The 23,664-nt window shown below is 34.9% G+C and carries 20 protein-coding genes and 1 riboswitch; of the genes, 8 read left to right on the top strand and 12 right to left on the bottom strand.

The genetic code is table 11. From position 1 onward, the window contains the following. The first annotated feature begins 1 nt into the window (after nt 1). Complete coding sequence (gene radA / locus H3S74_RS11095; protein ID WP_086320860.1) at nt 2–1,378, top strand: DNA repair protein RadA; 1,377 nt, start codon at nt 2–4, stop codon at nt 1,376–1,378. Between the two features lie 94 nt (nt 1,379–1,472). On the opposite strand, the gene ppnN is transcribed toward radA, so the two are convergent. Continuing rightward, the gene (gene ppnN / locus H3S74_RS11090) at nt 1,473–2,849 is read right to left on the bottom strand and encodes a nucleotide 5'-monophosphate nucleosidase PpnN (protein WP_110448605.1); all 1,377 of its coding nucleotides are present in this window, start codon (nt 2,847–2,849) and stop codon (nt 1,473–1,475) included. A gap of 418 nt (nt 2,850–3,267) precedes the next feature. After that, a riboswitch (molybdenum cofactor riboswitch) is annotated at nt 3,268–3,391 on the top strand. Here ppnN and moaA point away from each other — a divergent pair. Then, the gene (gene moaA / locus H3S74_RS11085) at nt 3,389–4,363 is read left to right on the top strand and encodes a GTP 3',8-cyclase MoaA (protein WP_363317454.1); all 975 of its coding nucleotides are present in this window, start codon (nt 3,389–3,391) and stop codon (nt 4,361–4,363) included. It overlaps the preceding riboswitch by 3 nt. Here moaA and gluQRS read toward each other — a convergent pair. The 5 genes from gluQRS to syd form a co-directional block, all read right to left on the bottom strand. After that, on the bottom strand, nt 4,343–5,233 hold the full coding sequence (gene gluQRS, locus H3S74_RS11080) for a tRNA glutamyl-Q(34) synthetase GluQRS (protein ID WP_198247883.1): 891 nt from the start codon (nt 5,231–5,233) through the stop codon (nt 4,343–4,345). The genes moaA and gluQRS overlap by 21 nt on opposite strands. A 35-nt stretch (nt 5,234–5,268) precedes the next feature. After that, nucleotides 5,269–5,724: an RNA polymerase-binding protein DksA gene (dksA, locus tag H3S74_RS11075; protein WP_110448602.1), complete on the bottom strand. Its 456-nt coding sequence runs from the start codon at nt 5,722–5,724 to the stop codon at nt 5,269–5,271. Between the two features lie 135 nt (nt 5,725–5,859). After that, a complete protein-coding gene (folK, locus tag H3S74_RS11070; protein ID WP_198247882.1) occupies nt 5,860–6,345 on the bottom strand; it encodes a 2-amino-4-hydroxy-6-hydroxymethyldihydropteridine diphosphokinase in 486 nt (161 codons plus the stop codon). 258 nt (nt 6,346–6,603) lie between these two features. Further along, nucleotides 6,604–7,779, bottom strand: a complete 1,176-nt coding sequence (locus H3S74_RS11065; protein ID WP_110448600.1) for an amino acid aminotransferase — start codon at nt 7,777–7,779, stop codon at nt 6,604–6,606. Nucleotides 7,780–7,908: 129 nt separating this feature from the next. Continuing rightward, on the bottom strand, nt 7,909–8,442 hold the full coding sequence (gene syd, locus H3S74_RS11060; protein ID WP_198247881.1) for a SecY-interacting protein: 534 nt from the start codon (nt 8,440–8,442) through the stop codon (nt 7,909–7,911). Between the two features lie 743 nt (nt 8,443–9,185). Here syd and rne point away from each other — a divergent pair. From rne to metA, 6 genes are all read left to right on the top strand, one after another. Beyond that, nucleotides 9,186–11,870: a ribonuclease E gene (gene rne / locus H3S74_RS11055; RefSeq protein ID WP_198247880.1), complete on the top strand. Its 2,685-nt coding sequence runs from the start codon at nt 9,186–9,188 to the stop codon at nt 11,868–11,870. Nucleotides 11,871–11,939: 69 nt separating this feature from the next. Further along, the gene (locus H3S74_RS11050; protein ID WP_198201772.1) at nt 11,940–12,869 is read left to right on the top strand and encodes an ABC transporter permease subunit; all 930 of its coding nucleotides are present in this window, start codon (nt 11,940–11,942) and stop codon (nt 12,867–12,869) included. Further along, on the top strand, nt 12,862–13,722 hold the full coding sequence (locus H3S74_RS11045; protein ID WP_198201771.1) for an ABC transporter permease subunit: 861 nt from the start codon (nt 12,862–12,864) through the stop codon (nt 13,720–13,722). Before H3S74_RS11050 ends, H3S74_RS11045 begins: the two co-directional genes overlap by 8 nt. Nucleotides 13,723–13,724: 2 nt before the next feature. Beyond that, complete coding sequence (gene sapD / locus H3S74_RS11040; RefSeq protein ID WP_086362748.1) at nt 13,725–14,714, top strand: putrescine export ABC transporter ATP-binding protein SapD; 990 nt, start codon at nt 13,725–13,727, stop codon at nt 14,712–14,714. Nucleotides 14,715–14,735: 21 nt separating this feature from the next. Further along, complete coding sequence (locus H3S74_RS11035; protein ID WP_086365112.1) at nt 14,736–15,548, top strand: ATP-binding cassette domain-containing protein; 813 nt, start codon at nt 14,736–14,738, stop codon at nt 15,546–15,548. A gap of 188 nt (nt 15,549–15,736) precedes the next feature. After that, nucleotides 15,737–16,669 carry a homoserine O-succinyltransferase gene (gene metA, locus H3S74_RS11030; RefSeq protein WP_110448594.1) on the top strand — a complete coding sequence of 311 codons (933 nt, stop codon included), beginning with the start codon at nt 15,737–15,739 and terminating at the stop codon, nt 16,667–16,669. Nucleotides 16,670–16,755: 86 nt separating this feature from the next. On the opposite strand, the gene fucO is transcribed toward metA, so the two are convergent. The 6 genes from fucO to H3S74_RS11000 all read right to left on the bottom strand — a co-directional run bounded on the left by fucO (nt 16,756) and on the right by H3S74_RS11000 (nt 23,581). After that, a complete protein-coding gene (gene fucO / locus H3S74_RS11025) occupies nt 16,756–17,907 on the bottom strand; it encodes a lactaldehyde reductase (protein ID WP_110448593.1) in 1,152 nt (383 codons plus the stop codon). An 18-nt stretch (nt 17,908–17,925) separates the two neighbouring features. Beyond that, nucleotides 17,926–18,732: a 2-keto-3-deoxy-L-rhamnonate aldolase gene (gene yfaU, locus H3S74_RS11020; RefSeq protein WP_198201768.1), complete on the bottom strand. Its 807-nt coding sequence runs from the start codon at nt 18,730–18,732 to the stop codon at nt 17,926–17,928. Between the two features lie 55 nt (nt 18,733–18,787). Beyond that, nucleotides 18,788–20,053, bottom strand: a complete 1,266-nt coding sequence (locus H3S74_RS11015) for an MFS transporter (RefSeq protein ID WP_198201767.1) — start codon at nt 20,051–20,053, stop codon at nt 18,788–18,790. A 144-nt stretch (nt 20,054–20,197) separates the two neighbouring features. Continuing rightward, nucleotides 20,198–21,403, bottom strand: coding sequence for an L-rhamnonate dehydratase (gene rhmD / locus H3S74_RS11010; RefSeq protein WP_086362754.1), 1,206 nt, complete (start codon nt 21,401–21,403; stop codon nt 20,198–20,200). A gap of 28 nt (nt 21,404–21,431) precedes the next feature. Continuing rightward, complete coding sequence (locus H3S74_RS11005; RefSeq protein WP_198247879.1) at nt 21,432–22,190, bottom strand: IclR family transcriptional regulator; 759 nt, start codon at nt 22,188–22,190, stop codon at nt 21,432–21,434. 614 nt (nt 22,191–22,804) lie between these two features. Continuing rightward, nucleotides 22,805–23,581, bottom strand: coding sequence for a class I SAM-dependent methyltransferase (locus H3S74_RS11000; protein WP_198247878.1), 777 nt, complete (start codon nt 23,579–23,581; stop codon nt 22,805–22,807). Nucleotides 23,582–23,664 lie beyond the last annotated feature (83 nt).

The raw sequence follows: 23,664 nt of genomic DNA, 5'->3' as shown, positions 1-23,664 counted from the left end.
TTTGGCCAAAACAGTAAAGCGCGCTTATGTATGTAATGATTGTGGCGCCGATTATCCTCGTTGGCAAGGTCAATGTAGTGCTTGCCATGCTTGGAATACTATTACTGAAGTGAGGTTAGCCAGTACCTCATCACGCAATGATCGATTAACCGGTTATGCTGGTGGTGCAGGGCAAACTAAGATCCAAAAACTATCTGAGATTAGTTTAGAGGCCTTACCTCGATTTTCAACTGGATTTTCTGAATTTGACCGCGTACTTGGCGGTGGCGTGGTACCAGGTAGTGCTATCTTAATTGGTGGTAATCCTGGTGCCGGTAAAAGTACTTTGTTATTGCAAACAATGAGTAAATTGTCTGCACAAATGAATACACTCTATGTTACTGGTGAAGAGTCATTGCAACAAGTAGCAATGCGTGCCCATCGTTTAGGTTTACCTACTGATAATATTAATATGTTGTCTGAAACCAGTATCGAGCAGATCTGTTTACTGGCCGAACAATCTCAACCAAAATTAATGGTTATCGATTCAATTCAAGTGATGCATCTTGCTGATATCCAATCTTCGCCAGGCAGTGTGGCACAAGTTCGAGAAACAGCAGCTTATTTAACTCGCTTTGCGAAAACCAAAGGAATTGCCATTATCATGGTTGGCCATGTGACTAAAGATGGTTCGCTGGCAGGACCTAAAGTGCTTGAACACTGTATTGACTGCTCGATTTTACTTGATGGTGATGCAGATTCTCGATTCCGTACTTTGCGTAGCCATAAAAATCGTTTTGGTGCCGTAAATGAGCTTGGTGTGTTTGCCATGACCGAACAAGGCTTGAAAGAGGTTAGTAATCCATCAGCAATCTTTTTAAGTCGTGGTGAAGAGATGTTATCTGGTAGTTCAGTAATGGTGCTGTGGGAAGGCACTCGGCCATTATTAGTTGAGATCCAAGCGTTAGTTGATCACTCTGTTTATGGTAATCCAAGACGAGTAACTGTCGGACTTGATCAGAACCGATTGGCACTGTTATTGGCTGTTTTACATCGTCATGGTGGTTTACAAATGGCCGATCAGGATATTTTTGTTAATGTTGTCGGTGGGGTAAAAGTGACTGAAACGAGCGCTGATCTAGCATTAATTGCCGCATTGGTATCGAGTTTCCGTAATCGTCCTTTACCACAAGATGTGGTAATTTTTGGTGAAATAGGATTAGGTGGTGAAATCAGACCGGTACCAAGTGGCCAAGAGCGTATTTCAGAAGCGGCTAAACATGGCTTTAAAAAAGCGATAGTACCTATTGCCAATATGCCGAAAAAGAAACCAGAAAATATGCAGATCTTTGCGGTTAAGAAAGTATCTGAAGCACTAGATATTTTAAGTGATTTGTAGGGGGATTCTTGCTGAAAATATTCCGCCGATTTAATTCTGCAATTTAATCTTAGAATTTAACTATCGACGGAAAAGAAGTTATTTAATTTTAGCGTTAATAACAAATTTCATAACAAGGTTGGTAAGCACTGCCTCCAGGTAGCTTCATACGGTCTTGTTTTACATAGTTAAGCAGTAAATTATCTAATTGTTTCATGATCTCTGGATCACCTTGTAACTTATAGCGTCCATGTTCGGCGATTTGCTTCATACCGAATTCTTTAACATTACCGGCTACAATACCTGAAAAAGCTCGACGTAAGTCAGCTGCTAACATTTCAACAGGTTGATTTTTATGTAGATTAAGTGATGCCATATTTTCATGAGTTGGTTCAAATGGATGCTGTAATGATTCATCAATTTTAAGTAACCAGTTAAATCCGTAAGCATCTCCAGTCGCTAAACGTGATGATTTAACCTGTTTAACGCCATGTTTCATGATGCGAGCGACTTGTTCTGGCGAATCAATGATAATTTCATACAGTTTAGTTGCTTCATCTCCTAAGGTGTTGCGGATAAATTGGTCAATTGCAGCAAAATAATCTTCACACTCTTTGGGACCAGTTAAAATAATTGGTAAAGTTTGATTTTTATTGGCAGGATTGAGCATAATCCCCAAAATATAAAGCAATTCTTCTGCGGTACCTGGGCCACCAGGAAAGATAACAATACCATGCGCCATACGTACAAATGCTTCAAGTCTTTTTTCAATATCCGGCATAATAATAAGTTCATTAACCAGTGCATTTGGTGGCTCTGCGGCAATAATGGATGGCTCGGTCATACCAATAAAGCGACTATCTTTGATCCGTTGTTGAGCGTGACCAACCGCAGCCCCTTTCATTGGTGCTTCCATAATACCAGGTCCACAGCCAGTGCAGATATTGAGTTCGCGTAGCCCTAACTGCATACCTACTTGACGAGCATAATAATATTCACTTTCGTTAATGGAATGCCCACCCCAACAGACAATTAAATTAGGTTCTTCACCCACATGTAAGGCATTGGCATTACGTAAAATTGAGAAAACAAGATTGGTGATGTAATAGGAGTGTTCTTTTTCCAGTTTATCATTAGGCACCAAATGTTTAATTGCACTAATTTGGCTATTTAAAAACAGGATATCACGCAATACCGCAAATAGATTGGCTTGAATGGAGCGAATAATTTTTTTGTCGACAAATGCGGTTTCAGGAGCATCAATAAGCTCTAATTTGACCCCTCGTTCTTTGCTGATAACGTTAATTTCGAAAGATTTAAATCTATCCAATAATTCTTGAGTATTATCAGTTTTGCTACCTGCATTTAGTGTGGCTAGTGAACAATTTCTAAATAATTGGTATAGTTCACTATTTGCTGACTTTTTCAGAATATCAACTTCTGCTTGGGCAAGTAAATCCATTGATCCTAATGGACTAATATGGGTAATCATTACAACCTCCATTTGACGGTTTTATCGGCAAAAAATCATTATATATTCAAACAGAATAAAAAAATAAGTAAAGCTGATAATAACCTAATTTATCAATTAAATTAATTTAACATGAAAATATGTAACTATTTTTTTAAATTGAATTTTTCAATATTACATTAACCAATGATTTAAATATCATTGTAGTAAGAAATTATCGCAATTTTAGTTATTAAATAAGTGTGTCATCAATGAAAACAGATTTTTGTTTAATTAGAGGTAGAGTCAGTCAGCTGAAAAAGGATATTACCTGATTGGCTTAGCGCTATCAATACTGAGTATAGTAATAACCATGTTGAATGTTAGATAAAAATAAACTGTTTTTTATTAGATTGATATTAAATAATTGTTCATAGTCAAAAAATAAACGCTATGCTAGACTAAACCAAACTCTGAAGCTGATTTGCCTAAGTGATAATATTATTCATATGGTAATTTAGCCGCGGTATAGCACAGAAATGGCTATGCTTCCCGATTTGGATAAGGTGTTTATTATATATATGCAATTAGTGGATAATTATCAGCGTCGCTTTCAATATTTGCGTTTATCAATTACTGAACTATGTAACTTTCAATGTCAGTATTGTTTACCTAATGGGTATCGACCTAATAAAGATCATAAATTTTTATCGTTAAATGAAATTGATAATGTCATATCAACATTTACCGAACTTGGTGTGCATAAAATTCGCTTAACTGGTGGTGAACCGACTTTGCGTCGAGATTTTATGGATATTTTGTCAATTATTTCGGCTTATCCAAGTATTAAACAATTGGCAATTACGACCAATGGATCACGATTATTAAAAAATGTCCATTATTGGCAACAAGCTGGACTTAATGCTATTAATATTAGTATTGATAGTTTTTCTCCTTATATTTTTAAACGAATAACAGGCCAAGACAAACTCCAAGAGTTAATGCAAGGAGTTGAAAAATCATTAGATGTTGGTATTGAGAAAGTCAAAATTAATACCGTTCTAATGAAAAATATGAATGATCATCTGAGTGATTATTTAGCTTGGATTAAACACCGACCAGTAGAATTACGTTTTATTGAACTGATGGAAACAACCGAAAGTCGCCAATTATTTAATCATTATCATTTAGCTGGTCAAGCGATGGAGTCTCAACTTATTGAACAAGGTTGGCAATTACAAGCAAAAGAGGCATTATCTGGCCCAGCGAAAGTTTATGCTCATAGTGATTATCAGGGTAAAATTGGTCTAATTATGCCTTATTCGCAGGATTTTTGTAAAAGTTGCAACCGATTACGGGTTTCATCGCTTGGTAAATTACATTATTGCCTTTTTGGTGATGCAGCTGTTGATTTACGGGATTTGCTAAACAGTCCAGAACAGAAAGCACAACTTAAAGCACGCGTGTTAGCTTCACTATTAATAAAACCAGAAAAACATTTATTACATGAGCATAATCTAGGCATCACACCTAATTTATCTTATATCGGTGGTTAACACTTGGTTTTGTTTCGGTATTTGGTTAATTTTCCAGTGAGTTATTGCCCAATCTAATAACTGTTTTTGTGAGGCATCTTGCCAGCTTTCCGGTAATTGCTGACCTAAAAACTGTAATGCTTGTGCAGTTAATAAATTCGTATTTTTACTATCAATAGGGCTAGCATGGTTTTGTTTTGACAGCTTATTACCATGATTATCTAAAGCCAATGGTAAATGGCAGTAATTAGGAATAGTAAAATTAAATAATCGATAAAGCGAAATTTGTTTAGCTGTAACGGGTAGTAGATCTGCTCCTCGAACAATTTCAGTTATTCCTTGATAATTATCATCTAATACTACAACTAAATTATAAGCAAATAGCCCATCTTTGCGATGAATAATAAAATCTTCTTGAGCATTGGCTGGATCAACAGTTTGTTGACTACGAATTTTATCATCAAAACAAAAAACTGGCTGACTTTGCTTTAATCGAATAGCACATTGTTGTTGATTAGTTGATGCTAATTGTCGCTCACGACAAAAGCCATCATATATCCCATTGCTAAGATTATGGATCCTTTGTCTGGTACAATCACAATAATAAGCTTTTTGTTGAGTAATAAGCGATTGTAATACGGCTCGATAACGTTCAATACAATTTGATTGATATAAAACTTGGTCGTCCCAATACAGTTCAAAAGCTTCTAATGTTTTTAATATTAAGGATGAAGCGCCTTTGACTTCTCGTGGTGGGTCAATATCTTCAATGCGAACAAGCCATTTACCAGAATTGGCTTTGGCTTGTAGGTAACTACCGAGAGCCGTCACCAACGAACCAAAATGCAATGGTCCAGATGGTGAGGGTGCAAAACGACCAATATATTGCATGGGCGTATTAAGTAAAATAATAGTTTAAATGGAAATTACATACCCATTTGTTTTTCACGAAGTTCAGCTAATGTTTTGCAATCGATACATAGATCAGCTGTCGGTCTTGCTTCTAAACGACGAATACCAATTTCAACACCGCATGATTCACAAAAACCAAAATCATCGATTTCAATTTTCTTTAATGTCTTTTCAATTTTTTTAATTAATTTACGTTCTCTGTCACGCGCTCTTAATTCTAAGCTAAATTCTTCTTCTTGAGTAGCACGGTCAGCCGGATCTGGGAAATTTGCAGCCTCATCTTGCATGTGAGAAACTGTTTTACCCATTTCACCTTGTAACTGTGACAGCCATGCTTCTAAGATAAGTTTGAAATGTTTTAATTGCTTAGGATTCATGTACTCCTCATCTTTCGCCTCTTTATAAGGCTCAAGCCCTGCAATAGCAAGCAAGCTAAGAGAAGATGTATTTACTTTTTGTTCCTTTTTCACAGCAATCCCCTTAAGTACAGATTATTTGCGAGCGGTAAACTATAGCAATAATTTAGCCTTTGGCAAATTTTTTTTATTATTTTTTTTGCATTTAAACCATAAAAATTTACAACTATATGTTATTAATAAGATTAATTATTCATGCCATTTTTTTAATCCATTAATGGGACATTTTGTTAATAAATTAAATAGGTTATCGTTATCAGGTAATATTAGGTCTGGTGAAATATCAAATAAAGGATAAAGCACAAATTCTCTCTTTTTCATATGATAGTGTGGTATGGTAAGCCTTTCTGTATCTATAACTAAGTCATCATATAACAATATATCTAAATCTAATGTTCTTGCCCCCCAGCGATTTTCTTTACGGACTCTACCTTGTGACTTTTCAATGGCTTGTAAATGATCTAATAGTGCTATTGGTGTCAGAGACGTGGTTAATTTGATGACTGCATTGAGATAATCATTTTGATCTTGTGGTCCCAATGGTTTGCTACGATAAAATGGCGAAATATCAGAAACAACTGTTTCAGGTAATTGTTTTAAGGCCGCAATAGCTTGATTAGCTTGCTCTAATGGATCGTTAAGATTACTGCCTAAGGCAATATAACAAATTGGCATAATTAGATTCAATTGAGGTGATGTTAAAACATGGTGATATTTTAGCATATAAACAAGTTAGTAACTAATAAAGGAAATAGAATATAGAATAATGTTTCAATTAAATTTTTGAAAAAATTGAGGAGCAGTTTTTTTGAGTTTTATAACTATCTATTTATTATTTTTTTATAATATTTTCACTAAAACTGGATGTGAATTTGGTTCAATTTAACCTTAAACACATCCAATTATGAAGAATATACGTTATCTTAGTTTATACTATAAAACTTCGACAATTGATTCACAAAGTCTAGACATATTATCGATAGTCATTCCGGCAACATTGATTCGTCCTGAATTAACAATATAAATACTATAATCATTACGCAATTTAAGTACTTGTTCTTCAGTTAAACCACTAAATGAAAACATACCATTTTGTTTGGCAATAAAACTAAAATCTTGGTTAGCGCCTTTGTCTTGTAGCGTTTTCACAAATAGTTGGCGCATACGATGAATACGTTGACGCATGCCCGTTAATTCGTCAATCCACTCTTCTTTTAATTCAGCATTGTTTAATATATAAGAGACAATCTTAGCACCATGGGCTGGAGGATTAGAGTAGTTGGCTCTGATAATAGTTTTGACCTGACTAAATGCTCGATCGGCAATTTCGCTATCAGCTGCAATTAAAGTGAATGCACCAACACGCTCATTATATAGACCGAAATTTTTTGAGTAAGAGCTAGCAATCAGTAGTTCAGGTTGATTATTCGCAAACAGTCTAAGTCCATATACGTCTTCTTCTATACCTTGACCAAACCCTTGATAAGCGAGGTCAAATAGTGGTAACCAACCATTTTTTAAGGCTAACTCTGAAATTGTTTGCCATTGTTCTGGAGTCGGATCGATACCGGTAGGGTTATGGCAGCAACCATGAAATAGCACTGCTTCACCGGCAATAACTTGATTCAAATCACTCATTAAACCATCAAAATCTAGGCTTCGAGTTTGAGCATCATAATAACGGTATTCTCGAACTTCTAATCCCGCAGTTTGAAATACGCTACGATGATTAGGCCACGATGGATTGCTTATCCAAACTCGTTTTATTTTCGTACGGCGAGATAAAAAATCTGCCATAATGCGTAATGCACCGGTTCCGCCAGGGGCTTGCGCAGTTCTCGCTCGTTGATTTTCACTACCGAACAGTAAAACTTGAGTGGCAATATTAAATGAATTAACACCATCAATGGGTAAATAGCTTTTTGTGGTTTCATCATCTAGCAATAGATGCTCAGCTTTTTTTACACTTTCTAAAATAGGTGTTTTGGTGGTTTCATCTTTATAAACACCAACACTTAAATTAATTTTGTTGGTACGTTCATCCTTGTTGTAGAGATCCGCTAAGCCTAAAATAGGATCTGCTGGTGCTGCTAATAAATATTCAAACATAAGTTACCTATTTCTTTTAGTGACACTTATTGCATTATATACATATTGTTTGGCAAGTTACAATTTGTAAACCACAATGCACTTGAACCTCATTTGTACCACAGCTTAGTGATTATCGAAAGCTAATTATTATGCTATAACGATAAGTTTTTCAAGAAATGACGCTAAATCAGATGATAATGTTGTCAATTGTCCAGTTATTAAATCTTCTTTAACTACTTCACCAGTCAAATTATTTAATGCGACGATTTCAGTATCTTCATTGGTTGAGGCGATAAAAATGGTCGGCGTTCGCTTTAATTTTTTTTGTTGCGATAGGTGAGCAATTAAATTTTTTTCTAAATTTGAAAAGTCATCGTCATTCCATGCTTGCAATAAAATTAAATTAACGTCAGCAAATTTTGCTGTCAGATTTGCAGCATATTGTGTACCGTAAAATGTATGTGCACTTGGGTGGATTTTGATGTTAATAACTTGTTCTGCTATGGTTAAATCTCTTGGAGGATTAAGTAAAAAAGGTTGCCAATAAACGACTAGATTTTCAGTTTTGATAATGCAAGGCGAGGGTAAACCATGTAATTCTTCACTTTGTGGTGCATGTTCAAATTGAGCGATCCAACGCTGGGTATAATCAAGCAATGCTACTTTTTCTGGCGATTTCATAACTAAATATTATCTCATAGTTCATTTTATAATCGATAGTTGTTTAATATTATACGGACTAAATTGGCATATACACAATTGTTAAAGTTAAGTTTTTAAATTCATGAAATGTGTTATAAATTGATATAAAAAATTTGCCAAAGTTATTCCCAATTAAATGATGAGAAATTAATGGATAAAGCCTTTTTTTATTGTGTTTTCAGTTTAATTTTAGGGCAGTACAAAACCAGTATTAAATTGTTTATAAAATAGCCAGTTTAATTTACTTGCTATCCGTTGCTGAAACGTGAATAATAGACACGGATATTTTATCCATGTAATGCAGCAATGGCGTTAGACATTACAGTTTGTCAAAATAAAATAGCGTAAGTAGAATTATTATAATTAATTAATATGTTTATTTTAAACAATCATATAAAGATTTAGTGGTTTGTTAAATTGTAGAAAAAATAGAATTTGCAAACTCATCATTGAAATAATATCAATAATTGTATGTTTAGTGGTGTTCAAAAAGTGCATAGGTGTTTTGAATGTAATATTACCTCTAAAAAGTGTATTGATGTTGGATAAGTTATACTGATTTCACATAAAATAATAACAAAAATAACACAAATAAAATAATGAATACGGTATAAAAAATATTTAAGTAAGTACTATTGTTTATCATTGTTAAAAATAAGCGTTTATTGTTAATAATAAAATTCTACCTACAGTTAATTTAGATTAATGAAGAGTGTAGAATAATGAAAAGAATGCTAATCAACGCAACCCAGCAAGAAGAGCTGCGTGTTGCCCTTGTTGATGGCCAACGCTTGTATGATTTAGACATCGAAAGCCTTGGTCACGAACAAAAAAAAGCCAATATTTATAAAGGCAAAATCACTAAAATCAATCCTAGTTTAGAAGCTGCATTTGTCTCTTACGGTGGTGAACGAGATGGTTTTTTACCTCTAAAAGAGATCGCTGAAAGCTATTTCCCTTCCAATATCTCTGGTCGTCGTAGTATTAAACATTTACAAGAAGGCCAAGAAGTTCTTATTCAAATAGAAAAAGAAATTCGTGGTAAAAAAGGTGCCGCTTTAACGACTTATATTAGTTTAGCTGGTAGCTATTTAGTTTTAATGCCAAATGATCCTAGAGCCGGTGGCGTTTCTCGTCGTATTGAAGGTGAAGAGCGTGCTGACCTTAAGCGTATTATTGATGCGCTAGAAAAACCAAAAGGTATGGGCGTTATTGCGAGAACAGCAGGGGTTGGTAAAAGTCAGGAAGAGTTGCAACAGGATTTGAATGCTTTAGTCAACTATTGGACTGCAATTCAAAATGAATCTAAAAATCATCCAGCGCCAAGTTTAATCCATAAAGAAAGCGATATTATTACTCGCGCATTCCGTGATTACTTGCGTGATGATGTTGGTGATATTCTCATTGATAATCCAAAAGTACTTGAAATTGCTAAAAAACGATTAGCTGATTTAGGCCGAGTTGAGTATGTTAGTCGGCTAAAACTTTATGAGGGTGATGTACCATTATTTAACCATTTCCAAATTGAAGGGCAGATTGAATCAGCATTCCAACGTGAAGTTCGATTACCATCTGGTGGCTCTATTGTTATTGATGCGACCGAAGCATTAACTGCTATTGATATCAACTCAGCGAAATCTATCCGTGGTAGCGATATTGAAGAGACTGCATTTAATACTAACCTTGAAGCAGCGGAAGAGATTGCTCGTCAATTACGCTTACGTGATTTAGGTGGTTTAATTGTTATCGATTTTATCGATATGACGCCAATCCGTAATCAGCGTGAAGTTGAAAATCGCTTGAAAGAAGCGATGAAAACTGACCGAGCAAGAATTCAAACCACACGGATTTCTCGTTTTGGTCTACTTGAGATGTCTCGTCAACGTTTAAGCCCTTCGTTGCGTGAAGCTACTCACCATATTTGTCCTCGTTGTCAAGGGACAGGTACAGTTCGTGATAATAACTCATTATCACTGTCAATTCTTCGCTTAATTCAAGAAGAAGCGATGAAAGATAATACCGTGCAGATTGACGTGATTGTGCCAGTGCCAATTGCAAGTTATTTGCTTAATGAAAAACGTCGAGCCATTACCAATATCGAAAGAATGCATCCAGATGTTAAAATTGTTATTGCTGGTGATGAAGAGATGGAAACACCTCTTTATAAAGTCATTCGTAAACGTCGTGGTGAGGAGACCGATGTATTAAGCTACAATTTACCTAAATTGATTCGTGAGCTTGAAGAAGAGGAAGAAGATCAAGTTACTGAATTGGTGGTAGAAGAAGCAGTATTATCTGGCCCTAAAGTAGAAGCAAGCAAAGCGCCAAAAGCAAAAGTTGAGCCGAAAAAAGTTGAAACATCAACTGGTTTATTCGGTGGATTGTTTAAAAAGATTCGCCAACTATTTGTTACTGAAGAAGAGGCTCCAAAACCTGAAGTTAAGCCTCAGCAAAATAGACGACGAGACAATCAACGTTCAAATAATCGACGTCAACGTAATAATCGTAACAATAATGCGGCAGCTGCAGCAAATAATACAACTACTGAAGAAGTTAAAGAGCCGACACGTAACAATCGTCGTAGCAAACAAAATAACAATGGCAACACCAATACAGCGAATAATATCAAGGCAGATAAAGTAGTTAATGAGACTGCACAACCAAAACAAAAAGAAGCTAAGCCACGCAGACAACCACGAAACTTAACTAAGAGTGTTCGGGTTAAAAATAGTGATGCGCCAGTTCAGAACGAACAAGAGCGTATTGTGATCCCTTCTTTATTGTTACCAATTATTGTTCCAGAAACAGGTGAAAATAAAACTGTTGGCGAATCACAACCAAAACGTCAACGACGCACATCTCGACATTTGCGTATGAATACACCGCGTACCAAACGTCGTGGTAAAAATACTGAACTAAAACAGTCGCCAGTGCCGTTGTCATTTGCTGCTGCGTCTTTAGAGCTAGCATTAGGTCGGGTAGCGGTTGATTATAGTCAAGTGAATAGTGAACAACCAAATAACGTCGTACCAGTCATTCCTTCACTTTTATTACCAATCGTAATTAAAGATGAGGTGAATACCAATAGTGCTGAAAAAGCGGTTGTTAGTGACCCAAAACCACAACCACAACCAAAAGCAGCAACGAGCTCTCAAGCTGATATTGATGTTCAAGAAAATAAACCGCAGACAGATGAAGTTGTCACCATGCCGGCAACAGAAACGACTGCTGGTTATTCTTCATCAGTGATGACAAAGGCTCCTGCTCCAGATTATGTAGAATCTAATAGTGGGATAAAAACTCGAGAAGAGTTGGATTATCATTATGAAGGTAAAGGTAATGCGGGTGGCTTAAGTGCACAAGATCACGCTTATGCAGCTGCAAGTAAACCGGTTATACCTGAGTAGTTGTATAGATAAATAACGGTGACAAATGTCACCGTTATTCTTAACTCATAAAAGCGATAAAGATAAACAATGATTATCTATATTTTAAAAAAAATAGTAACGTTTTTATTTATTATCTGCGTGCTTGCCCAGATCAGCTTTTGTCTGGTTTATTTTGTTCCTCAATCTATTTTTAGTGATTTAACTTTTATTGATGCCTATAGCGCTTTTTTTAAGCAACTATTGCAAGGTCAATTTAGGTTAATGTCTGGTGAAACCGTTCCTTTTTTCGATACGTTATTAACGACATTTGAGCTTTGTATTTTAGCGTTACTTGTTGCGTTATTTATTGGTATTCCGTTAGGGATTTTTCTTGGTTTAAGTAATATAAATTGGCTAAATACCACAATTCGATTAGGTTGTTTAATCTTTTATTCTTGTCCGATTGTTATGTTAGCAACATTAGTGATGTTTTATCTTTCATCAACATTGCCAATGTCAATGAACTTCGATATATCAATATCAGTAACGGGGAGTTCTTTATTAGATATTATTCTTTCATCGCGAGCAGACAAATTACCGGCACTTTGGGAACAACTGCATTATTTACTTTTGCCAACAATCATTTTAGCGATTCAGCCAAGCATTGTGACTATTCAATTAGTCAGTGAAAATGTTAAAAACACTTCAAGGCAAAACTATATTAAAATGGCAATTATACGCGAGCGCTCACCATTTAAGATTTTACGTCGACACTTATTACCAAATTCGATTCCGGCGACAATCCCACAATTGACATATAATACAACGACTCTATTATTTTCAACGATGGTGATTGAAATCTTGTTTAACCGTGTTGGTCTTGGCCAATGGGTTATGTTGGCTTATCGTAATCATAATTATTTTATTATTTCGATAGCAATCCTTGCTTGTGGAACAGTAATTAGCTTATTAACTTTATTAGGTGAGATAACTGCTATTGCTATTTATCCATTACGTCATAAGGAACATTATGTCTAGGATGAACCAGTTAGCCAAGAACATGAAAATATGCTTGCATAAACTGCATAGTAATTTGTACTTAATTGTCAGTTTTTATGGGATTTTGGGCATAGCTTTTATTGCATTATCAACTAAATGGTTTTTTCATGCTCATTTAAATCCAGTATATGTCGCTTCTTTGCCTCCTGCTTGGTGGCCAACTGGTGATATCAATCATATATTAGGAACAACGGCTCAAGGACAAGATATTTTCGATTATTTATTGATCGGCTATCGGTCAACTATTTCAATGACATTAAAAGCGGTTTTTTATGTCATTATCATTGGTGGTGTGATTAATTATTTGATGTTTTTTGTCGCATTTATTCGACCGTTTATCTTATTTATCTTTAGATTCTTTATGGTTGTACCACCATTATTGGGTGTGATTGTAATTAGTTTGCTATTAGAAGATGATATTACCAATATCTTAGTGATCATTGGTTTATCTTATGCGCCAAGATTTATTTATAATATCCATCAACGTGTTATCAAAGAATGGAATAAAACTTACATCACCGCTTATCGACTTGATGGTTTATCTTCATTTTCTATTTTAAACCATTATATTGTACCTAATATCTTACCGGTTTATTTGACCGAGATAGTGTCATTATTTGGTTCGGTTATTTTAGCTATCACAACCATTACATTTTTAGGCTTTGCGAATGATTTTTCTCGACCTGATTTAGGTATGATGATGTTTAAAATGAAAGACATAATGGATGTTAATTTATTGGCCTTTTTAGCTCCAGGAATTGCCGTCTCTGTTACGATTATTTTGGTTTATTTATTCAATTTTGGGTTATATGGTCAGCGAGTAGGGCATTAATCATGGCACTATTAGACATTCGTAATTTAACTATTGAATTTATTACTCCTGATGGCCTGTTACGGGCGATTGATCGCGTCAATTTAAAACTATCAGAAGGTGAAATTCGAGGTCTAGTTGGTGAATCAGGTTCAGGTAAAAGTCTAATTGCTAAAGCGATACTTGGTGTCACTAATCATAATTGGAAGATTTCTGCTGATCGCTTTTATTTTAATGATGTTGATTTATTGAAGTTGACACCGAAACAACGGCGAAAAGTGATTAGTGATAATATATCCATGGTTTTCCAAGAGCCACAATCTTGTTTAGATCCGTCTATGAAAATTGGCCAACAATTAATTGAGGCCATTCCGCGAAGAACATTTAAAGGTCATTGGTGGCAACGACTGTTTTGGCGTAAGAATCGCGCGATTGAGTTACTACATCGTGTTGGGATTAAAGATCATAAAGAAATACTTAAATCATATCCATTTGAATTAACGGAAGGCGAATGTCAGAAAGTGATGATCGCTATAGCATTAGCTAATCAACCTAAATTACTTATTGCCGATGAACCAACCAATGCCATGGAAGCGACAACCGAAGCGCAAATATTTCGTTTGCTTGCGAGTATGAATCAAAATATGGGTACGACTATTTTACTGATTAGCCATGATTTGCAAATGGTTACTCGCTGGACTGATCGTATCAATGTCCTATATTGCGGACAAACTGTTGAGGTTGCTGATAGTGAAGATTTGATTAAATCACCTTATCACCCTTATACTCAGGCATTGATTTATGCTATCCCTGATTTTGGTAAAGCGATGCCTCATAAAAGCCCTTTAAATACCTTACCTGGCGTTATTCCATCATTGGAACATTTACCCATTGGTTGTCGGTTGGGGCCTCGTTGTCCTTATGCACAAAAAAAATGTATACAAGCACCAGAACTTATCCCAATCAAAGATCATTCGGTAGCCTGTCATTTTCCATTAAATACTGATGAGTAGTTTGAGATATAGGAATAGTTAATGAACCCAATATTAAAAGTCCGAAATTTATCAAAGCGATTTAAAATCCCTAAAGGACTCTTTGGTCATTTACAAATTGATGCTGTCAAACCTTTGTCATTTTCGCTAAATGAAGGGAAAACGTTAGCCATAATTGGACAAAATGGTTCCGGAAAATCGACATTAGCTAAAATGCTGGTTGGTATGATTAAACCAGATAGTGGCGATATTTGGATTGATGGTAACAAAGTAGAATATGGCGATTTTGGCCATCGTTCTCAACTGATTCGCATGATATTCCAACATGTTGAAAGTTCATTTGATCCTCGGCTTCGTATTGGCCAATTGCTTGAAATTCCACTTAAACGCAATGCCAATTATAGCAGTCATGAACGGGAAAAATTAATCAATGATGTTTTAAAGCAAGTTGGTTTATTACCGGAACATGCCTCTTATTATCCGTCAGTGATGGCTGCAGGCCAAAAACAACGAGTCGCTTTAGCTAGAGCGCTAATTTTAAAGCCTAAAGTGATAATTCTTGATGAAGCTTTAGCTGCATTAGATATTTCAATGCGTTCACAAATTGTTAATTTAATGTTGTCATTACAAGAAGAGCAACAGATATCTTATGTTTATGTCACACAAGATATCGGTATGATGAAACATATTAGTGACCAAATTATCGTTATGCATAATGGTGAAGTGGTCGAATATGGTAATACTGCCGAAGTTTTAGCTTCGCCATTAAGTGACATTACTCAAAAGCTTATCAATAGTTATTTTGGTGAAGCACTAACAGCCGATACTTGGCGGACAGATACTCGAGCTTTTTAGTTTTATTTTGCAGCAGAATTAACCAAATAACTCAGTTATTATTCTGATTTTGTTTAAAATATTCTATTTATTTTCCAATAAATACTCGACAAATTTTTTAAAACGCTCTATATTTAGCTATATAGATTTCTAGACGTCCGTTTTTCAGTGTTATAGAAGATAATTTATTATTGTTAGGAGCTTTTGTTATGCCTATATGTATTCCTGATTCATTACCGGCAGTTGATGTTCTTCGTAATGAAAATGTATTTGTGATGACTTCAACGCGTGCTAATACTCAAGAAATTCGTCCACTTAAGCTTCTTTTCTTAAATTTGATGCCGAAAAAAATAGAGACTGAAAATCAATTTTTGCGGTTACTTTCTAACTCATCTTTACAGGTGAATATTCAGTTATTAAGAATAGATCAGCGTGAATCCAAAAATACGCCAATAGAACATTTGAATAGCTTTTATTGTGATTTTGATGATATTCGTGAACAGAATTTTGATGGACTTATTATTACTGGAGCGCCATTAGGTAAAGTCGCTTTTTCAGATGTTGTGTATTGGCCTAAGTTAGCTGAAATTATTACTTGGGCGAAAGATCATGTAACCTCAACCATGTTTGTTTGTTGGGCGGTGCAAGCGGCATTAAATGTCTTATATGATTTACCTAAATTCACCCGTTCACAAAAGTTATCCGGTGTTTATCAACACCAAATCTTGCAACCAAATGCTATTTTAACCCGTGGTTTTGATGATACATTTTTAGCACCACATTCTCGTAATGCTGATTTTCCAATTGATAAAATTAAAAACTATACCGATTTAAATATTTTAGCTGAGTCAGATATAACTGGCCCATACTTAATGGCAACCGCCGATAAACGAATGGCGTTTGTTACTGGGCATCCAGAATATGATTCATTTACTTTGGCTAATGAGTATTATCGTGACTTGAAAGCAGGTATAAACCCTAAAATACCTTTTAATTACTTCCCAGAAAATAATCCTAATTTAACTCCGAAAGCAACATGGCGAAGTCATGCTTATTTACTATTTAGTAATTGGCTCAACTATTACGTTTATCAATTAACGCCATTTGATTTAACGACTCGTAATTTGACAATTGATGATTAACTTTAATGATAGATGGATTTATTAAATGAATAACTCCATCTATTTGATAATTATTAAATATTGTTAATTATGTTAAGTTACTAAAATTAAAAAACTGAATGATATAGTTTTTCAATATCTGATATATTTGTTTCTCTTGGATTTCCTTGTGTACATACATCAGCATACGCTGCTTCGGCTAATGCTGTTATGTCTTCCTTCTTCACGCCAACCATATGTAAGTTTGTTGGAATTTTGACATCATTATTTAATTGGAAAACGGCATTCACGGCTGCATTTCGAGCATCTTCAATTGTCATATCTTCAGTATTTTTTATCCCCATTGCTTTGGCTATATGACGATATTTTTCACCTGTGTACGGTGCATTATATTGCATGATATGAGGAAGTAATATTGCATTCGCAACACCATGAGGAACATTATAAAAAGCACCTAATGGATGTGCCATACCATGAACTAAGCCGAGACCAACATTTGAGAATCCCATTCCAGCAATATATTGACCTAAAGCCATTTGTTCAACGCCATTGAGATCACCATTCACCGAATCGCGTAGTGAACGAGAGATAATTTCAATTGCTTTCAAATGAAACATATCACTCATCTCCCATGCACCTTTTGTGATATAGCCTTCTATTGCATGAGTCAGAGCATCAATCCCCGTTGCAGCTTTTAAACTGGCTGGCATACTAATCATCATATTAGGATCAACTAAAGTCAAAACAGGTATATCGTGAGGATCTACACAGACAAATTTTCTCTTATTTTCTTCATCGGTAATAACATAATTGATCGTTACTTCTGCTGCTGTTCCCGATGTGGTTGGAATTGCAATGATTGGGATAGACGGTTTTTTGGTTTCCGCTAAACCTTCTAAACTACGAATATCAGAAAATTCAGGATTATTTATTACAATTCCAATCGCTTTAGCGGTATCTTGCGGTGAACCACCACCAATCGCTATTAAATAATCTGCATTTGATTGCTTAAATATCTCTATTCCTTGTTTTACTATACTAATTGTTGGATTAGGCATAACTTCATCAAATATTTGATAATCTAATTCTGCCGAATCAAGTAACTCAGTAACCTTAGTTGCAACTTTAAATTTAATCAGTTCTTTATCAGTAACAACTAAAGCTTTTTGATAGCCGCGTTTTTTTACTTCATCGATAATATTATGAATCGAATTCACCCCAAAATATGCGGTTTGATTCAAAATCATTCTATGACTCATTTTTAACCTCTTTCTTTATTAATATGAAACTGAAGATAATTTATTGGGGCTTTTTAACTGTTTAAAGTGTTTTAATCTTTCATCAATAGCCTGCATATACAGCATTGTATCCACACCTACAGCAACGAAATTTGCTCCCCATGAGATACATTTTTGTGCCATTTCGATATCAACAGCTAAAAACCCAGCTGCTTTACCTAATTGCCTAATTCTTCTAATTGTTTTTTCAATTATTTTTTGTACTTCCGGATGCCCAGCATTATCTGGATAACCTAAGGATGCGGATAAATCTGCAGGGCCAATAAATACGCCATCTACTCCTTCGGTCATAACAATTTCATCAAGATTTTCGAGTGCTTTTTTACTTTCAACTTGTACTAACAGACAGAGTGAATCGTTGACTTGTTGCATATACTTTTCAATTTTCCCCCAGCGGGCAGCTCTTGCTACACTAGCGCCTACGCCTCGGGTTCCTTCGGGTGGATAACGTGTCGCTGAAACTACAGCTTTTGCTTGTTCACCTGTTTCAACCATTGGTATTAATAATGTCTGAGAACCAATATCTAAAATCTGTTTTATGTTAGCTTGACTACCTTCTAAAGGGCGCACGACAGGATGACTGGCATATGGAGCGATTGCTTGTAGCTGGGTGAGTAATGTTTGTGCTGTATTTGGTGCATGTTCACCATCAAGTAGTAACCAATCATATTCTGAGGTTGCAGCAATTTCAGCCATATAAGATGTCGCTGAAGATAACCAAAGGCCAATTTGTAAATTTCCTTTGGTAATTTCTTGTTTAAATTTATTTTCCAATAGTTTTTTCATTATGTTATCCCTAATGTATTAGGAGCTTATTGATAAAATCAATAAGCTCTGTTTGTTAACTATTTTTGTTAGTTTGTTTTAGCATGAATATAGTTATAGTGCCGATTATTGTTATCAGTGCTAAAGTTAGTAAGCCTGCTATATTGTTATTAAAAAGCGTTTCTGCTTTTACACGAATAATTGGTGCTAAAAAACCACCAAATGCACCAAACATATTAATAAATCCTATGCCTGCTGCTAGGGCAGCTCCAGATAAAAGGTTAGTTGGTATAGTCCAAAAAACAGGTTGTACCGCAATAAAACCAATCGCCGCAAAACAAAGGGCAATAATTGCAATGCTAGGACTTGCAAGTGCTGAAATTCCAATACCTAAACCTGCTACCAATAATGTTATAGCAGCGATATTTCTTCTTTCTCCAACTTTGTCTGAATATCGAGGAATAAAATAAGTACCGAATAATGCAGCAATCCAAGGAATTGCCGCTACGAGTGAGGCTTTAAAACCAACCGTTGTTCCCATTAATTGAGCAACTTGTGTTGGTAAAAAGAAAATTAGCCCATAAACACTAATTTGAATTATCATGTAAATAATGGCTAGATGCCAAACAGTGACATTACTGATAGCATCGATTATTTTAGATGTTGTTTTTACACTCTCTTCTGATGATAATTTTTCTTGTAATGCTTGTTTTTCATTTTCATTTAAAAATCTAGCATTACTGATGTTGTCATCAAGGTAAATAAAAGTGACAACACCAGCTATAACAGCAAGAATACCTTCAATAATAAACATCCAGTACCAACCTGGGTGATCTAAAAAGCCATGCATTTCTAATAAAGCACCAGATAGCGGTGAACCAAATGTTAACGCTAAAGGTGCTCCCATATAAAATAACCCCATTATTCCTGCGCGGTGCTTTTGTGGGAACCATTGCGAAGTTAAATAGATCATCCCCGGGAAGAAACCGGCTTCCGCCATACCAAGCAGTACACGAACAGTTAAAAATTTCCATTCGGAATCAGCATAAGCCATTGCGGCGGATAATAATCCCCATACTAAAGTTGTACCGCCAATCCAGTAACGAGCACCAAATTTACGCATTAATAAATTGGCTGGTGCGCCTAAAAAAGCATAAGCTACGAAGAAAATACCGGCTCCAAGTGCAAATGCTTCATTACTGAGCCCTGTATCTAATTGATATGCTGATTTGGCAAAGCCAATATTTGCACGGTCTAAAAATGCTAATACGTATAGTATTAACATGAATGGAACAAGTCTTAAACGGGTTTTGCTTACCGCTTTTTCGAGAATATTAGACATAAAAATCCCCCTCTCCATAAAAATTACAGAGATATAAATGATGTTCATATGAAGAAAATAATTTTATTTAATCTAAAATCGCAGTTTTAAGTTCCTTTTAAAACTGCAATAAATCAATAAATAAACTTATTCTTCCTCATATAATTAATGAGAATAAGGACGAATTAATTTACATTCACGATTTAATTCAACACCAAATCCTGGTTTATCAAGTACTGATTTATGAATTCTTCCATTTACAGGAACGGGTTCATCAATCAATATTGGATCAAATTGCGGACGAAGTGTTGAACAATCAGGACTCGTCATTAAAAACTCACTAAATGGGGTATTTGTGAATGTAATCACTGCATGGTGAGAATAAACGGATGAACCATGAGGTACGACCAGTTGTCCTTTTGATTTCGCAATTGCAGCAATTTCAAGTAATGTGGTTAAGCCTCCACACCAACCAACATCGGGTTGCATGATATCAATGCCAGTTTCAGATAATGTTCTAAATGACTGAATTGTTCCATGATGTTCACCAGATGTGACCATCATTCCTGGCGGTGCATTGCGTTTTAACTCTCGGTATCCTTCATATTGTTGCGGAGGTAAACATTCTTCAATCCATTTTAAGTTATAAGGCGCACAAGCATAAGCAAGTTTTGTGGCATAATTTACGTCTTGACTCATCCAGCAATCAAGCATTAGCCAAAAATCAGGTCCACACTTTTCGCGCATGTCGGCAACCATTTCCGCATCTTTTTTGATGCCTTGATCTCCATCATGTGGTCCCCAATGTGTAGGCATCTTGCCACCAATAAAGCCCATCTCTTTTGCTAAATCAGGTCGAGCACCAGTTGCATAAAATTGAATTTCATCACGGACTGCACCACCTAATAATTTATAGACAGGTAGATCAGTCACTTTACCAAATAGATCCCAAAGGGCTAAATCAACACATGATATAGTGTTCATCACTAAACCACCTGAACCAGAATAATACATAGTTGCATTCATCATTTGGTCGTGAATTAGTTTGATATCAGAAACACATTTTCCTTCAATAAATCTATTTAGATGTTTTTCAACAATAAAACATCCCATTTCTCCGCCTGTTGATACGGCAAATCCAATTTGTCCATTATCAGCTTCAACTTCGACAATAAGTGTTCCAAGTACGTTGATACCAAAAGATTGACGTGATTGTTCATAGTCTTTATACTTGCTCATTGGCGTGGCGATATGGTCGTCGATCCAGTGGTGGCCGCCCTGATCGTGATAGTCTGCCCCGCCACTACCTTTCTCGGCGGTTGCTCCTCCCATAAAATAAGCTCTAACTTCTTTTATTTTTGGTAGCTTCATTTAATTTCTCCTTTAAAAGTTACAAAAATTATTCGTACATAAGACAACCCAATTCTTTTGAGATATCTTTTGCACATTCCTTGATTTTAATCGTAATTTCCGGTAATACATGGTCGGTTATTTGAAATGTTGTTCCTACAGCCGATATTGCCGCAGCAATATTATTTTGTGCGTTAAATATAGGTGCCGCTATGCATCTTATATTGATATAATCTTCTTCATTATCAAAACTACAACCTTGTTGACGAATCTTGGCCAATTCAGTATGTAATGAACTAATGGACATAATTGTATTTGTGGTTTTTTGTTCGAAAGAAAGTTGGTTAACGATTTCAGATATTTTTTCGCTAGGTTGGAAAGCTAATAAGCATTTGCCGACGCCAGAACGATAAAGCGATACTTGTTTTCCTACATAAGAACGAACACTGATTGTGCTATGTGATTCACATTTCAAAATATAATAAGCGGTTTTGTTATCTAAAATTCCTAAATGAGTTAACAGCCCAGTATTATTGGTTAATCTGGCAAGATGTTTTTTGGCTATTTCTCTAATATCAAAACAATTTGAAGCAAGCTCACCTAACTCGACTAATTTGATCCATAAAAAATAATCACCATTCTGATCTTGTTTAATAAATTGATATGACTTTAGTTCTTCTAGTAAAAGATAAGCAGAACTTTTAGGTATTTGTAGGCCATTGATTATTTCTGCGGCACTGCATCTACCTTTAGATGAGATAAAGTTAAGTATTTTGATTGTTCTTTGTAAAGCGGGTACTTTAGACATACATTCCTATATATTGTACTTTTATCCTGTATATTGGATGAAGTAGATTGTACTTTTATCAAATATTGGTACAACTATTTAATCGTATTATTGTGAACTTGATCATAAAAAATTTATAATTTACAATCGGTTATTCCTTTATATTGGAATTTTTGGGGTTGTTCCAATATAAAGGAATTTAAAATAGTCTAATTTATAAGATGTCTTAAATTTGAATGTTGTGATTTAAATTGAAATGATGAAATAGTGTGGTTTTAAATTAGAAACGATTTAGTAGTATAAATAAGATAACATGCAAATATTAGTTAGGTGGTATAGACTCCTCAATTATTTTTACAAATAAACTTTATCAATCAAGCAAAGATAATAATTATCTGAAAAAATAATTAACCAATAAGAATATTGATTGATAAAGATTAATACATACCATACTATTGGCAAAAACACTGGTTAAAGGTTAATGTTATTATATCTTTACTCATTTTTGCACGTTTTTATGAGTAGTTTACTCATACTTAAAACTTAATAACATGGTATAGAATCCTCAATTATTTTTACAAATCAAATTCAGTAACTCGAACCAAAGTAATTATATTTCTATGCGAAATATGTTTTTATTGTTTTTCTGCTGCTATTAAGAACATTGGCGTTGAATGATAGTTAATTTGTTCAATTTTATCCCAGACTATCTTTGATATATCGTTTTCAATATGAATATTTTTATAACCAATTGATTGTAAAATCTTCTTATCCCATTCAGGTCTAATTTCTTTACTCAATGGTAGTAATTTGGCGATTCGTTCCATTTCTTGCGTATTGGTTTGTCGATAATGATCTTCAATGCCATAATTCATGGTATTTTGTCTATCCTGCATATATTGTGAATAAAGATCTTTATTAAAAAGAAATAGGTACCAGTTGGCATCAAAATTAAGTAATTTACCTTTAGCACTTAACACTCTAAACCATTCTTGATATGCTAAAGTTGGATTACTCAAATTCCACGTAACATTACGCAATATAATTAAATCAAAACTACTGTTTTCGAATGGTAAGCAATGAACATCTGATAAAACAAAATTAACCTTTACTTGGTATTGTATTGCATTGTTTTTTGCTTGATTTATCATTTCTTCAGTAGCATCTACAGCAGTTACCTCATGTCCGGCTAAAGCTAACGTGATAGCTAAAAAGCCGGGCCCAGCGCCTATATCTAATACACGTAGTTTTTCTTTTTGTGGAGCATGATGCAGAATTAACTTTTGCCAGATAATTCTTTTTTCAGTTGCTAGTTCATCTTGATTGGTTTGGCTGTACTCTTTTGCTCGGTTTGCCCAATAAATGATAAGATCCCTTAAAATATTATCATCAATATTATTCGCTAATATCACTTAATCTTCTCGCTTTTTATTTTGAATTTTTAATTCTGAGGTCGGTGGTATATAGTTATTAATATTACTTAATAGCATAATAC

This window comes from Gilliamella sp. W8126, from assembly GCF_016102185.1.
Taxonomy (GTDB): Bacteria; Pseudomonadota; Gammaproteobacteria; order Enterobacterales; family Orbaceae; genus Gilliamella; species Gilliamella apis_A.
Note: the sequence above shows the minus strand (reverse complement) of the source record. Positions and strands in the feature narration are given on the sequence as shown.